This is a genomic window from Streptomyces sp. NPDC060205 (assembly GCF_042728395.1).
Taxonomy (GTDB): Bacteria; Actinomycetota; Actinomycetes; order Streptomycetales; family Streptomycetaceae; genus Streptomyces.
The window spans coordinates 1-14,769 of the sequence record NZ_JBHWZP010000233.1 but is presented as its reverse complement, the minus strand read 5'-3'; the positions used below and the strand labels follow the sequence as shown (position 1 = coordinate 14,769).

Below are 14,769 nucleotides of genomic sequence, written 5' to 3'. Positions count from 1 at the left end.
CTTGATGGCCGGGCCCCTTCCGCGTGCGTCACAGCCATGCGTCACAGCCTGTGCGCCGCCCCTGTGGGTGTGGCTCCCCGGGTGTCCAGGAGGAGCTGCGCCTTCACCGAGAGGCCTTGCAGGTCGTACGTGCGGTGTTGCTGGAGCAGGATCGTCAGGTCCGCGTCGGCCGCCGCCTCGTACAGGGAGTCCGCCCGGGGGACCGGGCGGTCGAGGACCGACCAGGACGGGACGTGCGGGTCGTGGTAGCTGACGGCCGCGCCCAGTTCCATCAGCCGGGTCGCGACCTCCTGGGCGGGTGAGCCCTGCTGGTCGGCGTGGTCGGGCTTGTAGGTGACGCCGAGGAGCAGCACGCGCGCGCCGCGGGCCGACTTGCCGTGTTCGTTCAGGAGCGTGGCCGCCCGCTGGATGACGTACCGGGGCATGTGGTCGTTGACCTGCTGGGCCAGTTCGACCATGCGCAGGGAGCGGGTCCGCGGGCCCGCCAGGTCGCGGGGGACGGCGTGACCGCCCACTCCGGGTCCGGGGCGGAAGGCCTGGAAGCCGAACGGCTTGGTCTCGGCGCAGCGGATGACGTCCCACAGGTCGACGCCCAGGTCGTGGCAGAGAACGGCCATCTCGTTGACCAGGGCGATGTTGACGTGCCGGTAGTTGGTCTCCAGGAGCTGCACGGTCTCCGCCTCGCGGGGGCCACGCGCGCGTACGACCTTGTCGGTGAGCCGGCCGTAGAACGCGGCGGCCGACTCCGTGCAGGCCGGGGTGAGCCCGCCGATGACCTTCGGGGTGTTGGCGGGGCCGTGGTCGCGGTTGCCCGGGTCCACCCGGCTGGGCGAGTACGCGAGGTGGAAGTCGCGGCCCGCCCGGAGCCCGGAGCCCTCCTCCAGGAGCGGACGCAGGAATTCCTCGGTCGTCCCCGGGTACACGGGGGATTCCAGGATCACCGTGGTGTGCGGGCGCAGATGTCCGGCCAGGGTGCGGGCGGCGGAGGCCACCTGCCCCAGGTCGAGCGCCCCGTCCGCGCCGCGCGGGGTCGGGGCGCAGATGACGGCGGTGCGTACGCGGCCCAGCTCGGCCGGGTCCGTGGCCCGCCGGAATCCCGTGGACAGCATCCGGCGCAGGTCGGCCGCGGCCAGTGGTGCCGGGTCGCCGCACTCGTAGCCGAGGGTGGCGATGCCGGTGGTGGCGGCGGCGCGGGCCAGGGGCAGGCCGAGCTGGCCGAGGCCGATGACGGCGAGGTCTGCGGGCATGGCGGTGGACCGTCCTTCCCTGTAGCCGGAGTGGCAGTAGCCGGAGTGGGGCGAGGGCGCAAGCCCTGTGGACAGAACGGGCGAGCGCAATGTCAGACTAGGAGTAAATATGACCGATATGCGGGATTGCTCGGTTGTGTTTCTCCGGGAGTCGTCGAGGAGACCGGCCGGAGTTGTCCACAGGCGGACCGCCGGTAGTGGCCGATGGCGGGCATCACGGTCAGAATTTGGGCATGGGGGATGTGAGCAGGGCCTCGCCGTACGGGTGAGCCCGGCGCGACAGACAGCTGGAGGCAACTGTGCGGACAGCGACACTGGGACCGGCGGAGCGCGCCGGGTCACTCGCGGCGATGGCCGAGCACGAACTGGACGTGCTCGTCGTAGGAGCGGGCGTGGTGGGCGCGGGCACCGCGTTGGACGCCGTGACCCGCGGCCTGTCCACCGGCCTGGTCGAGGCGCGTGACTGGGCGTCGGGCACATCGAGCCGGTCGAGCAAGCTGATCCATGGCGGCCTGCGCTATCTGGAGATGCTCGACTTCGCGCTCGTACGGGAGGCGCTGAAGGAGCGCGGGCTGCTGCTCGAACGGCTCGCCCCGCACCTCGTGAAGCCCGTGGCGTTCCTCTATCCCCTGCAGCACAAGGGATGGGAGCGGCTGTACGCCGGATCGGGCGTCGCGCTCTACGACGCGATGTCGATGGCGCGCGGCCACGGCCGCGGACTGCCCGTGCACCGGCACCTCTCACGGCGGCACGCGCTGCGGGTGGCCCCCGCACTGAAGAAGGACGCCCTGGTCGGGGCGCTGCAGTACTACGACGCGCAGATGGACGACGCCCGCTATGTGGCCACCCTGGTGCGCACCTCGGCGGCGTACGGCGCGAAGGTCGCCAACCGCGCGCGCGTGACCGGCTTCCTGCGCGAGGGCGAGCGGGTCGTCGGCGCCAAGGTGCAGGACGTCGAGGGCGGCGGGGAGTACGAGATCCGCGCCAAGCAGGTCGTGAACGCCACCGGCGTGTGGACGGACGACACCCAGGCGATGGTCGGCGAGCGGGGCCAGTTCCACGTCCGGGCCTCCAAGGGCATCCATCTGGTCGTACCGAAGGACCGGATCACCTCGTCGAGCGGGCTGATCCTGCGCACCGAGAAGTCCGTGCTGTTCGTGATCCCCTGGGGCCGGCACTGGATCGTGGGCACGACGGACACCGAATGGGACCTCGACAAGGCGCACCCGGCGGCCTCCAGCGCCGACATCGACTACGTGCTGGAGCACGTGAACGCGGTCCTGGCGGTCCCGCTGACCCGCGACGACGTCCAGGGCGTCTACGCGGGACTGCGACCGCTGCTCGCCGGAGAGTCGGAGGCCACGAGCAAGCTGTCGCGCGAGCACACCGTGGCGCATCCGGCGCCCGGGCTCGTGGTCGTGGCGGGCGGCAAGTACACGACGTACCGGGTGATGGCCAAGGACGCGGTGGACGAGGCGGTGCACGGCCTCGACCAGCGGGTCGCCGAGTGCGTCACCGAGGACATCCCGCTGGTCGGCGCCGAGGGCTACCGGGCCCTGTGGAACGCGCGAGCGCGGATCGCCGCCCGGACCGGCCTGCACGTGGTGCGCGTGGAGCACCTGCTGAACCGCTACGGATCACTCGCCGAGGAGGTCCTCGACCTCATCGCCGCGGACCAGACGCTGGGCGATCCGCTGCCGGCGGCCGACGACTACCTGCGCGCCGAGATCGTCTACGCCGCCTCGCACGAGGGGGCGCGCCACCTGGACGACGTGCTGACACGGCGCACCCGCATCTCGATCGAGACCTTCGACCGGGGCACGCGCAGCGCGCGGGAGGCCGCCGAACTGATGGCGCCGGTGCTCGGCTGGGACAAGGACCAGATCGAGCGCGAGATCGAGCACTACCAGAAGCGGGTCGAGGCGGAGCGGGAGTCGCAGCGCCAGCCGGACGACCTGACGGCCGACGCGGCGCGGCTGGGAGCGCCGGACATTGTGCCGCTGTAGCCGCTGAAGTTGCTGGGGTGGCCCAACTCGGCGGCGGGCAAGGGCCGGTGTGCGCCGGTGCCCGCCGCCGGAAGCGGCCGTGTATACGGCCTTGTGCGGGGCCGTGTCCGCGACCGGGCATTTCGTGGTGGCTTTCGCCCGGGCGAAGTGGGTACCCGCTCCGGAGGTGTCGAAGGAGGCGAAACCCCCGGCGGTGGCAGGGAGATCCGTCCTTGCCGCAGCTCATGACGGGGGAGGAGCCGGACCGAGGGGCAGGTGGGGAACGGATGGGGGGCGGTTCGGGGAAGCATTGCTTCCAGGAGGGGCACCCGGGGCGTCGGACGGTGTCCGGGTGGGTGACAATGGAGGCTCTGTCAGGGCGGGTTGCATGAGGGGACGCATGTCGGAGGCGGAGCAGTCGGGAGCATCCCGTCAGGACGATGGTGGACGTCTCCTCGCCGGGCGGTACCGGCTGGGAGGAGTCCTCGGCCGCGGCGGCATGGGCACGGTGTGGCGGGCGGAGGACGAGACGCTCGGGCGCACGGTCGCCGTGAAGGAGCTGCGGCTGCCGCCGCGCATCGACGAGGACGAGAAGCGCCGGCTGATCACCCGGACCTTCCGCGAGGCCAAGGCGATCGCACGGATCCGGAACAACAGCGCGGTGACCGTCTACGACGTGGTCGACGAGGACGACCGGCCGTGGATCGTGATGGAGCTCGTCGAGGGCAAGTCCCTGGCCGAGGTGATCCGTGAGGACGGGCTGCTCACGTCGAAGCGCGCGGCCGAGGTGGGTCTCGCCATCCTCGACGTGCTGCGCGCGGCGCACCGCGAGGGCATCCTGCACCGCGATGTGAAGCCGTCGAACGTGCTCATCGGCAAGGACGGCCGGGTCGTCCTCACGGACTTCGGGATCGCCCAGGTCGAGGGTGACCCGTCCATCACCTCGACCGGCATGCTGGTCGGCGCGCCGTCGTACATCTCGCCGGAGCGGGCGCGCGGGCACAAGCCCGGCCCCGCGGCCGATCTGTGGTCGCTGGGCGGCCTGTTGTACGCGGCGGTGGAAGGCGTGCCGCCGTACGACAAGGGATCCGCCATCGCGACGCTCACCGCGGTGATGACGGAACCGGTGGAGCAGCCGAAGAACGCGGGCCCGCTGGAGAACGTCATCTACGGCCTCCTCGTCAAGGACCCCGAGCAGCGGCTCGACGACGCCGGGGCGCGGGCGATGCTCACCGAGATCATCAACACGCCCGAGCGCAAGGACGAGCCGGAGGCGGTGGACGCGACGAAGGTCGTGCCGCTGCCGGACCTGCCCTCGGACAAGTCCTCCGGCGCTTCCAAGAAGGGGATTTCGGGCGGCAAGAAGAAGGCCGCCGCCGCGGCGGCGGCTTCCGCGGGGGCCGCGTCGGCTGCCGCGCCGGCGTCGTCCTCCTCTTCGCCTTCAGGATCGGGCGCCGCTTCCGGCGCGAGGCCCGGGACCGCGGCCGGTGCTGTTGCGGGCGCTTCCGCGAAGAACCGCGACGCTGCCGCTTCAGGACTGAACTCCAGTGCGGTGGGCGGAAGTCCGGGCGATTCCGGGCCCGCGTACTCCCGGGGCACGACCTCCAGGGCGCCGCTCACCGATGTGGTGTCCCGGCGGACGCTGGTGATCATCGCCGTCGTCGTGGCGCTGGCCGTGCTCGGCACGATCCTCGCCGTCACGCTGGGTGGCGACGACGGCTCGGGCGCCCAGGAGAACAAGGGCGGCGGCGACAAGTCGACGTCCAGTGGCGCGAACGCGGGAAGCGACACCAAACAGGACGAGAACAGCGGCACCGATTCGGACGACGACGACAAGACGGACTCCTCCGGCGGAAGCGCGACGAAGGAGAGTTCGCCGAGCGCCGGTGCTTCCGAGGAGTCGAGCGGGTCGGACGGGTCGGAAGACGACTCCGAAAGCGGTTCGGGCAGTGGGGTCGAGTCGACCCACAAGGACGGACAGGGCTTCTCGATCGGCCTGCCCAAGGGCTGGAAATACCAGTCCACGAGTGCGGCCGGTGCCCGGTTCGCCGGCCCCGACGGACAGAAGCTGCTGGTCGGCTGGACCACGACGCCCAAGGACGACCCGGTGGCGGACTGGAAGAACCAAGAGCAGTTCATGCAGCGGTCGCAGTATCAGCGGATCCGAATAGAGAAGGCGGACTACCGCGGCTGGAACACGGCCGACTGGGAATTCACCTACGTGGACGGCGGCACGAAATACCGTTCCATAGACCGCGGCTTCGTCGTGAATGACAGTCAGGGATACGCGCTCATGTACACCGCGAAGGACTCGAAATGGGACACCGGGCTTCGCAAGGACACGTGGCGCACGCTGACGAAGTCGTTCGAACCGAAGTCCTGAGGGTCACGGGACGGCTGAGATCTGGTATCTCCTCGTGATGGGTTGCCTCCGGCACGTATCGTGAGTGGTTGCGGACCGTACGCAGACACAACTGCAGCCACAACGGGGCGCATGGCGAACGGATTTGACCAACCGGGCGGCCGGGGGAGGCATCGTGGAGGACTATGCGGGACGGGTGCTCGCCGACCGCTACCGCCTGCCGCTCCCGCCGACGGACGAGTACGAGCTCGCCGAGTCGTCCCGGGCCTGGGACACCTACAGCGGACAGGAAGTCCTGGTCCGGCAGGTGCCGTTGCCCGAGGTCGTCGAGGCGGAGGTGCTCGAAGCGGACGGGCTGCCCGACGGGTTCGTGGCCAGGGACGCCGGGGCGCGGGACGGCGGGGTGCGGCGGTCGTCCGCGCGGACCACACGGCGGCCCACCGAGCCGGCCGTGCGACGGGCGATCGAGGCCGCCCAGGCCGCGGCGCAGATCCCCGACCACCCCCGGCTCGACCAGGTCTTCGACGTGTTCGCCGAGGGCGGCTCGCTGTGGATAGTGAGCGAACTGGTGCCCGCGCGGCAGCTCGCGGCGCTGCTCGCGGAGGGACCGCTGAGCCCGTACCGGGCCGCCGAGGTGGCCTCCGACGTGCTGACCGCCCTGCGGGTGCTGCACGCGCACGGCTGGGTGCACCGGAACATCACCGCGCGCACGGTGCTCGTCTGTGACGACGGCCGGGTGATGCTCACGGGCCTCGCCTCGGGAGCCGCGGAAGAGGCGCTGTGCGGGTACGACCCGGTGCCGGCCGCCGAAGGGGAAGCCGGACCGGGCGGGCCGACAGGTCAGGCCGGGCCGGCGGGCGCGGGCGGTCCGTCCGGGCAGACGGGCCGGCCCGGTGGGGCGGTCGGACAGCTAGGGCAGTCCGGTACTCCCGGGCGCTCCGTCGGACAGGCAGTGCCCGGGGCGCGTGTGGCGGACGGTGGCCGCGGAGCGGTCGAGGCCGCGCGCGGGAGCGGCGGCACCGGCGCGTTGCCCGTCCCGCAAGCACACGCCCAGACGCATGCCCAAGCCCAGACACAGGCACAAGCACAGGCCCAAGGCCGGACGCAGGCGCAGTCGCAGGCGCACGCCTCCGACATGGCGCAGCGGGCGATGGATGCCGGCGGAGACGTACGGGCGGCGCGGGCCGGAGCCATCGCGGCCTACCGCGCGGGTGCGCGAGCGGCGGCCCGGGTGCAGGAGGAGCAGCGCGGCGGCGCGAACGCGGCGTTGCCCGCTCCGCGTTCGCTGCCCGGCGGGAGCGACGCCGAGGCCGGTCAGACTCAGACCTCGGGGCCGATCTCGGGCCGGATAGCCGGGCAGGGAGTGGAGCGCACGTCGCCGCCGGGGCAGATCGCCGACCCGTACGGGGTGGGCGGAGCGGGACTGCCGGGCGCGTGGCACGGGGCGGGGCCGCGCAGCGGGGCCCCCGCCGTGGGAAGCCCTGGACAGGTCCGGCCCCCCGCGCTCCCCGACAGCCGCACCGGCGGTCACGGCGGCAACGGCGGGATCACCGGGACCGATGGGACGACCGACGGCCGGGGGACGGACGTCGCGGCGTACGGCGCCGGACACGCGCCGTCGGCCGACCACACCTCCGCGGCTCCCGGCACGGGCGCGGGCGCGGAGCCCGGCACGGAGACAGGCACCGGTACGGGCGGGGCTCCCGCGCAGTGGAGCCGGCTCGCCAACCCCGCAACCACCCGGCGGGGCCCGGCGACCGCGCTGGCGGCGGAGCGCGCCCGGCAGGCCCGGATGGCCGTCGTGGGACCCGTCACCGAGCGCTGGGCGCCCGAGCAGGCCGGACCCGTGCACGAGAACTGGCAGCTGGCGGCGCCCATCGGGCCCGCCACCGACCTGTGGGCGCTGGGCGCGCTGCTCTTCCGCGCCGTGCAGGGCCACGCTCCCTACCCCGAGGAGAGCACCGCCGAGCTGGTGCAGCTGGTGTGCGCGGAGCCGCCCGCGTTCGCGGAGGAGTGCGGTCCGCTGCGGCCGGTCGTGGAGTCGCTGCTGCGCCAGGACCCCACCGAGCGGCTGGACTTCGAGGAACTGCGCGGCTGGCTGCGCTCGCTGGTGCGATCGGCGCCCGAGCCGGAGGCCGGCACGTTCGTGATAGCGGCACCGCCGGTGGACCCCACCCGTCTGCCCGTCGTACGCCGTCGGGGCGAGCTGGTCCGCAGGCGCCGTGCGGGCCTGCCCGCGACCACGCCGCACGGCCGCCACAAGCGGGGCAAGCAGGGCAGGGAGGCCAAGCCCCGCAGGCTCGGCCGGACGCTGCTCCTGCTGATCCTGCTCGCCATGGCGGCGGCCGTCGCCTACGCCGTGGCGTTCATGCCCAAGAGCGACGCGGGTGGTGAGCGCACGGGTTCCGCGGGGGACGTCGTCGCCCCCACCCCCGGTCACTCCGGGGACACCGGTGCGGGGGCGGGCGGGGACGCGAGCTCCGATCCGCAGGGCGAGAAGACGCCGGGTGACAAGGGCACTCCGAGTCCGACGCGTTCGTCCAGTTCGACGACCCAGACCACCGGCCCCGAGCTGCCGCAGGGCTTCACCCTGCGCAAGGACTCCGAGGGGTTCCGGGTGGCGGTCGCCAACGGCTGGGAGCGGACGGGCAAGAACGGACGCGGCCAGGTCGTCTACTCGCACGGCAAGTTCGAGCTGCTGGTCGTGCCCGGACGCGACACGACCGAGGAGTTCGGCAGCGATCCGATGTCCTACCAGCGCGAGGACGAGCGGGAGTTGCAGCCGTTCCGCGACTCGACCTGGGCCACGTCCAGCGGGATGCGGCGGATCGATGTGGGCGGACGGGCCATGGCCGAGGGGCAGTTCACCTGGCAGGACTCCACGGGGAGCGAGGTCTACGTACGGAACCTCGTGATCATCGCCGGCGGGAAGTACCACGTGGTGCAGCTGCGCGGCCCGGAGGCCGAGCGGGACGAGGTGACGCGGCTCTACGAGCAGGCGTCGTCGACGTACCAGATCACTGGCTGACGCCGTCCGGATCGCTGATTGACGGCGTACCGGATCATCGGTTGCCGCAGTGCCGGGCATCTGTTGACGCCGTACGAGGTCACCGGATGATGTGGCGTCATCACAGCCTGCATCCAGGGGCCTTGTGCGCCGGTGACACGAGTTCGGCGCCAACGCCCGATCACCGGGCGGCAACCGTCCGTTCATACCCGTGGGTACCGTCACAGTGCTGTCTCCGTCGGACCCCGCCGGTTCCCTGGGTGCGCGCCGGTCCTTAGTCTGACCCTGTCAAGAGCATTGCGGGGAAACGTGAATCAGATGCAGGGCCTGCTTCTCGCAGGCCGCTACCGGCTCGCCGACTCCATCGGCAGTGGCGGCATGGGCCGGGTATGGCGTGCGCGCGACGAAGTGCTGCACCGGGCCGTCGCCATCAAGGAGCTGACGGCCGCGCTCTACGTGTCCGAGAGCGAGCAGGCCGTCCTCCTCGCCAGAACCCGGGCCGAGGCCAGGGCCGCCGCACGCATCAACCACTCGGCCGTCGTCACCGTGCACGACGTACTGGAACACGACGGCCGGCCGTGGATCGTCATGGAACTGGTCGAGGGCGGCTCGCTCGCCGACGCCGTCAAGGACGCGGGACGCATCGAGCCCAGGGAGGCGGCCCGGGTCGGGCTGTGGGTCCTGCGCGCGCTGCGGGCCGCGCACTCGGCGGGCGTACTGCACCGCGACGTCAAACCCGGCAACGTACTGATCTCCCACGACCGGCGCGTGCTGCTCACCGACTTCGGGATCGCCCAGGTCGAGGGGGACACGACGATCACCCGTACCGGCGAGATCGTCGGGTCGGTCGACTATCTGGCACCGGAGCGCATCCGCGGCCAGGACCCGGGACCGTCCGCCGACCTGTGGGCGCTCGGCGCGACGCTCTACACGGCCGTCGAGGGCAGGTCGCCGTTCCGGCGGACCACACCCCTGACGACCATGCAGGCCGTCGTCGGCGAGGAACCCGACGCCCCGGAGAACGCGGGACCGCTCACCTCCGTCATCATCGCCCTGCTGCGCAAGGACCCCGCCGAGCGGCCCGGTCCCGAAGAGGCCGAGCAGATGCTCGCCGAGGCCGCGGAGGGGCGGGCGCCCGACGCGGCGCACGCCTATGTGCCGACGCAGCACGGGGACGGCGCGCGGGATCCCCGGGGGACGTACGGCCAGGGACTGCCGGGCGCGTACGGGCCCGCGCAGGGCGCCGCCGCTCCCGGGTCCGAGGACGCCACGCACGCGGTCGCCCATGGGTCGCACGGTTTCAACGGATCCCACAGCGGGTCCCACAGCGGGTCCCAGGGTGGTCCGTACGGGCCGGGCCCCTACGGCAGCCCGGACGGCCGCGACACGTACGGCAGTCACGGTCGGCCCGCTCCCGATCCGGCCGTCGCCACCGCGAACCAGCCGGCGGTGGTCGGCCGGCCCGGGCGGCGACGGTTCCGTACCGTCGCCGCGGTCGTGCTGGCTGCGGCGCTCGTCGGCGGCGGTGGCGTCGCGGCGCTGCTGCTCGCGGACGGCTGGGGGGACGACGGCGCGTCGGACTCCTCGAACCACTCCTCGGTGCCCAGGACTCCGTCCCCCTCGGGCAGTGAGGACGACGGAAAGCAGACCGAGGCGGCCCAGACCGGTGACGTGCCGGCCGGCTGGAAGCGCGTCGACGACCCCGAGGGTTTCAGCCTCGTCCTGCCCGAGGGCTGGAAGCGGCAGGTCGAGGGCACTCAGGTCGACTACACGCCCGACGCGGGCGAGCACTTCGTCCGCATCGCGGTGGACGACTCGCCGGACTTCGACACGCCGTACCGGCATCTAGTCGATCTGGAGCAGCAGATATCGGGGCGGCTGAGCGAGTACCAGCAGGTCGGGCTGGAGTCCAACACCTTCCGGGACCGGCCGGGGGCGCTGTGGGACTTCACGTGGACCGCGCTGGGGAAGGACACGGAGTTTCCCGGGCCTCGGCGGGCCATCGAGCAGGCGTATCTCGGCCGTGACGGGGTCGAGTACGTGATCTACATGTCCGCGCCCGCGGATGACTGGGAGACTGCTCGGTCGCAGTTCGACACGGTGTTGCGTGGGTGGGGGCCGCCGGAGTCCTAGGGCGGGCTCGCCCCTGGCCGGGGGTTCGTCGGCTGCCGGCGGGTGGGGGCTGGTCGCGCCGTTCCCCGCGCCCCTAAAAGATTGCGCAGTTCCCCGCGCCCCAAAGGGCGAAAGACTGCGTCGTTCCCCGCGCCCCCGAAGGCCAAAAGACTGCGCCGTTTCCCGCGCCCCCAAAGGGCGAAAGACTGCGTCGTTACCCGCGCCCCTGAAGACCAAAAGACTGCCTAGTTCCCCGTGCCCCCAAGGGGCGCAAGACTGCGCCGTTCTCCGTGGGTCTCGAACGTCGGTTGTCGGCCAACCCCCGTTGTGCGGGCCCGGAAGGGTTCCGTCCGTTGCGGCATGATGGGGCGCATGGCGACCGAAGGGGAGAGACCGGAGGACAACGCCCGGGTCATCGCGGGGCGTTACCGCCTGGAAGCCAGAATCGGCCGCGGTGGCATGGGTGTCGTGTGGCGGGCCACGGACCAGTTGCTGGCCCGGCAGGTCGCGGTCAAGGAACTCGCCGTCGACGCCTCGCTCTCGGCGGCGGAGTCCCGGCTGCAGCGCGAACGCACCCTGCGCGAGGCGCGCGCGATCGCGCAGTTGCGGCATCCGCACATCATCGTCGTGCACGACGTCGTCGAGCAGGACGAACGCCCGTACATCGTCATGGACCTCCTCGAAGGGGGGTCGCTCGCCGAGCGCATCTCCCGGTCCGGGCCCGTCGGTCCTGTCGAGGCCGCGCGGATGGGCATCGACCTGCTCAGCGCGCTGCGCAAGGCGCACGACGCCGGGGTTCTGCACCGCGATCTCAAGCCCGCGAACGTCCTCCTCACCCTCAGCGGCATCGTCGTCCTCACCGATTTCGGGGTCGCGCAGGTCGCGGGCGCGACGACGCTCACCGAGAGCGGATCGTTCGTGGGCTCGCCCGAGTACACCGCCCCCGAGCGGATGGCGGGCCTCAGGACCGGGCCCGAGTCCGACCTGTGGTCGCTGGGCGCACTGCTCTGCACGGTCCTGAGCGGCGAGTCGCCGTTCCGCCGCGACTCGCTCGGCGGCACCCTGCACGCGGTGGTCGTCGACGACATACTTCCGCCCGCCGCCGCCGGGCCGCTGCTCCCCGTCGTACGGGGCCTGCTGGAACGCGATCCGGAGCGGCGCCTCGACGCGGCCGAGGCGGAGCGGCTGTTACGGGTCTATCTGGACACGGGCCGTATGCCGCAGGTCCCGCCCGGCTACACGCCCGCGCGGCGGGACGCGTCGGGACGCGATCCCGGCACCTCGGCGTCGGCCGCTTCGGAACCGGCCGTGCCGCATCCGCTGAGAGTCCCCTTCGCCGTCTCCTCGTCGATGCGCAACGTGCTGATCGCGGCGGCTCTCGTCGCGGCGATGGCCGTGGCGGGCGTGTCGGCGGCCGCCCTGCTGCTGGGCGACGGCGGCAACGCGCCGACGCCGCCGGGCGGTTCGGTCTCCTCCTCCCGCACGGCCACCGCTCCCACGTCGAGTGCCGGTGCCACCGGCTCCCGGCCCACGGCCTCCGCCGGCCGCACGGTACCCACGGGATACCGCCTGGTCCGCGACGCGGCGGGCTTCTCGCTCGCCGTTCCCGTGGGCTTCACGCGCGAGGCGCAGGGCGAGCGCGTCTACTACATGTCGGCCGGGAAGACCTTCCGTATCGGCGTCAGGGTGTCCGCACCGGAACCGGGCGGCCCGCTCGCGGTGATGCGGCGCGCGGCCGGGAAGGGGCCCGACACCTACCCCGGCTACCGCGACGGCCGGGTCACCGAGACCACCCGCTCCGGGCGCCCCGCCGCGCTCTGGGAGTTCACCTGGGACGGCTTCAGCGCCGCGGAGGGCGCGCGGCACATCTACGAACTGTGCTGGGAGGAGGACGGCCGGATGTACGACGTGCTGGTGTCGTCGCCGGTCGGCAAGGCGCGGGAGGCGCGGGAGTACTTCGACGTCGCCGTGGACACCGTGGCCCGTAAAGGCTCATGAGCCGCATTTCTGCGCAAAGCACGCGTCATGCGTCACGGGTCTGTGACCGGAAAGCGCCCAGGGTGGAGCACAGGCACCCGCCGCGATAAGGATGGACCCCATGAGCAGCAACGGGGGAGCCCCTTACGGACCCGACGAGCCGACGAGTTTCGGTCTGCAACCGCCACGTCCACCGGTTGCCGTGCCCCACCCCGGGAATCCGTACGCCACACCCGCACAGGCCGTGCCCGAGGCCTCGCCCGGGGCCGTACCGCAGCAGCAGGCGCACGCGGCACAGCCGCCGCACCCGGCGGCGCAGGCGCACCCCGTGCAACAGACGCCGCACGACCCGGGCTCCGGCCGGCTCATCGCGGACCGGTACCGGCTGCTCGACAAGCTCGGCCACGGGGGCATGGGGACCGTGTGGCGGGCCAAGGACGAGACGGTGGACCGGGAGGTCGCGGTCAAGGAGCCGCGCGTCCCCGACCATCTTCCCGAACGTGAACGAGCCAATGTCTCCGAGCGGATGCGCCGCGAGGCGCGCGCCGCGGCCCGGCTCGACCACCCGGCCGTCGTCACCGTCCACGACGTCGCCGTGGTCGACGGCCGGCCGTGGATCGTGATGGAACTGGTCCGGGGGCGCTCGCTCGGCGCCGCGCTCCAGGAGGGCACGCTCGGCGCGCGCGAGGCGGCGAGAATCGGCCTGGAGGTGCTCGGCGCGCTGGAGTCCGCGCACGCGGCGGGCATCCTGCACCGTGACGTCAAGCCGGACAACGTCCTGCTCGGCACGGGCGACCGTGTCGTCCTCACCGACTTCGGCATCGCGCAGATCGAGGGCGAGACGAACCTGACCGACACGGGCGGCTTCGTCGGCTCGCCCGAGTTCATCGCGCCCGAGAGGGTGCTGGGCCAGCGCCCCGGCCCGGCCTCCGACCTCTGGTCGCTGGGCGTGGTCCTGTACGCGGCCACGGAGGGCGTGTCGCCGTTCCGCCGCAGCAACACGCCGGCGACGCTCCAGTCCGTCCTCAACGCCACGCCCGCCCCGCCCACCGCGGCCACGGGACCGCTGGCCGAGGCCATCGACGGCCTCCTCGACAAGGACCCGAACCGCCGCCCGGACGCCGCGCGGGTACGTGCCCTGCTGGAGCAGGCCGTACGGCCGCCCCAGCTCGCGCCCACCCAGGTCGTCCAGCGGCCCGCGCCCGACGGGGCGCACCCCGGTGGCAGGAGGCCGCGCGTCGGCCGCAGGGGATGGATCGGCCTCGGCGCCGCGGTCGTCGCGGCGGCGGTGGCCGCGTACCTGGTGGTCGCGGACCCGTTCGCCGGGCCGCTGCCGGACGACTGGAGGAAGGCCGAGGTGAAGGCGCTGGGTGCCACGCTGGCGGTGCCGAAGGGGTACCAGAAGACCGTGCCCAAGCCCGACGCGCCCAAGGACGAACACTGGGTGCAGTTCACCGACCTGAGCGGCACGCTGTGGATCAGCCTGTCGCTGGACAAGAAGGCCGAGGACACCTCGGGGGAGATCGCCGGGACGGCGTCGGCGGAGATGTACGAGGACGACGCGGCCTACAAGCAGAGCGGGGCGTACGGGCTCGGCATGGACTCGGATCCCGCGCCCAGGAGCGACCCCAACGACGTCAAGTACAAGGACCGCAAGGCCGCGCGGAACACGGTCGTCTACTCCAGCACGGACACCGAGAATCCGCGTCCGCGGGAGCTGCAGGTCCTGTACTACAGGACTGCGTCCGGCGACATGTACAAGCTCATGATCGGTTACCCGGGGAAGGGTGATTTCACGGAGCGGGGGCGGGCGGTCGCTTCTACGGCCATCGCGAACCTGGACATCGACCGGCTGTGAACCTCTGGGGATGCCTTGTTGAGGCATCGAGAGGGTGCCGGTAGCGGCATACTGCTGCCCGGGCCGTCGATCGTCGGGTGCGGCCCGGTGAGGGTTGCCCGCGCAGTTCCCCGCGCCCCTGAAGCCGACGCCCGTCCGCGGGCCGGTGGGGGTTGCTCGCGCAGTTCCCCGCGCCCCTCGGGGAGGGGCTGCGCCCCGTCCCACCCAGGGGAGCGGGGAAC

The 14,769-nt window shown here is 72.5% G+C and carries 7 protein-coding genes; 6 read left to right on the top strand and 1 reads right to left on the bottom strand.

Features of this window, described 5'->3' with window-relative positions; translation table 11 throughout:
• Positions 1 to 41: 41 nt before the first annotated feature.
• Complete coding sequence (locus ACFWGJ_RS31315) at positions 42 to 1,247, bottom strand: nucleotide sugar dehydrogenase (RefSeq protein WP_387331428.1); 1,206 nt, start codon at positions 1,245 to 1,247, stop codon at positions 42 to 44.
• Positions 1,248 to 1,546: 299 nt separating this feature from the next.
• Between ACFWGJ_RS31315 and ACFWGJ_RS31310 the strand changes: the two genes are divergently transcribed.
• The 6 genes from ACFWGJ_RS31310 to ACFWGJ_RS31285 all read left to right on the top strand — a co-directional run bounded on the left by ACFWGJ_RS31310 (position 1,547) and on the right by ACFWGJ_RS31285 (position 14,548).
• Positions 1,547 to 3,253 (top strand): glycerol-3-phosphate dehydrogenase/oxidase, encoded by a 1,707-nt coding sequence (locus ACFWGJ_RS31310; protein ID WP_387331426.1) that lies wholly within the window; start codon positions 1,547 to 1,549, stop codon positions 3,251 to 3,253.
• Positions 3,254 to 3,632: 379 nt separating this feature from the next.
• Entirely contained in the window at positions 3,633 to 5,615 is a 1,983-nt protein-coding gene (locus tag ACFWGJ_RS31305) for a serine/threonine-protein kinase (RefSeq protein WP_387331424.1), read from the top strand.
• A 154-nt stretch (positions 5,616 to 5,769) separates the two neighbouring features.
• A complete protein-coding gene (locus ACFWGJ_RS31300; protein ID WP_387331422.1) occupies positions 5,770 to 8,622 on the top strand; it encodes a protein kinase in 2,853 nt (950 codons plus the stop codon).
• 297 nt (positions 8,623 to 8,919) lie between these two features.
• Positions 8,920 to 10,734, top strand: coding sequence for a protein kinase (locus ACFWGJ_RS31295; RefSeq protein ID WP_387331420.1), 1,815 nt, complete (start codon positions 8,920 to 8,922; stop codon positions 10,732 to 10,734).
• 351 nt (positions 10,735 to 11,085) lie between these two features.
• The gene (locus ACFWGJ_RS31290) at positions 11,086 to 12,711 is read left to right on the top strand and encodes a serine/threonine-protein kinase (RefSeq protein WP_387331418.1); all 1,626 of its coding nucleotides are present in this window, start codon (positions 11,086 to 11,088) and stop codon (positions 12,709 to 12,711) included.
• Between the two features lie 100 nt (positions 12,712 to 12,811).
• Positions 12,812 to 14,548 carry a protein kinase gene (locus ACFWGJ_RS31285; protein WP_387331416.1) on the top strand — a complete coding sequence of 579 codons (1,737 nt, stop codon included), beginning with the start codon at positions 12,812 to 12,814 and terminating at the stop codon, positions 14,546 to 14,548.
• Positions 14,549 to 14,769 lie beyond the last annotated feature (221 nt).

Coding starts and splice junctions, on each gene's coding strand:
- ACFWGJ_RS31315 (WP_387331428.1), bottom strand. CDS start 1,247: ATGCCCGCAGACCTCGCCGTCATCGGCCTCGGCCAGCTCGGCCTGCCC.
- ACFWGJ_RS31295 (WP_387331420.1), top strand. CDS start 8,920: ATGCAGGGCCTGCTTCTCGCAGGCCGCTACCGGCTCGCCGACTCCATC.
- ACFWGJ_RS31285 (WP_387331416.1), top strand. CDS start 12,812: ATGAGCAGCAACGGGGGAGCCCCTTACGGACCCGACGAGCCGACGAGT.
- ACFWGJ_RS31305 (WP_387331424.1), top strand. CDS start 3,633: ATGTCGGAGGCGGAGCAGTCGGGAGCATCCCGTCAGGACGATGGTGGA.
- ACFWGJ_RS31290 (WP_387331418.1), top strand. CDS start 11,086: ATGGCGACCGAAGGGGAGAGACCGGAGGACAACGCCCGGGTCATCGCG.